The organism is Bradyrhizobium uaiense, from assembly GCF_010811875.1.
Lineage (GTDB): Bacteria > Pseudomonadota > Alphaproteobacteria > Rhizobiales > Xanthobacteraceae > Bradyrhizobium > Bradyrhizobium uaiense.
The window spans coordinates 1-248 of record NZ_VKHP01000783.1; the positions used below are offsets into that span (position 1 = coordinate 1).

At 68.1% G+C, this 248-nt stretch carries 1 pseudogene; it reads left to right on the top strand.

The annotated features are described in order from the left end of the window. Positions 1–114 precede the first annotated feature (114 nt). Positions 115–248 (top strand): annotated as a pseudogene (locus FNJ47_RS55145) (lytic murein transglycosylase); the annotation flags it as partial.

Sequence of the window (248 nt, forward strand, 5' to 3'; positions counted from 1 at the left end):
ACCCTCGGCGCCAGCCGGCGCCAGCAGATAGGCCTTGTCGGACGGCCGCGGGAATTGCTGGCCGTTGGGCCGCTTGACGCCGAGCTGCTCCCATTGCGACAGCGGCATCACCTTGGCGCGGTCGGCCCGACCCAGTTCATGCCGACCGCGTTCAAGCGTTACGCCGTCGACGGCGACGGCGACGGTCGCCGCGATGTCGTCGACAATCCGAGCGACCTGATCGCCTCCACCGCCAACAACCTGAAGAA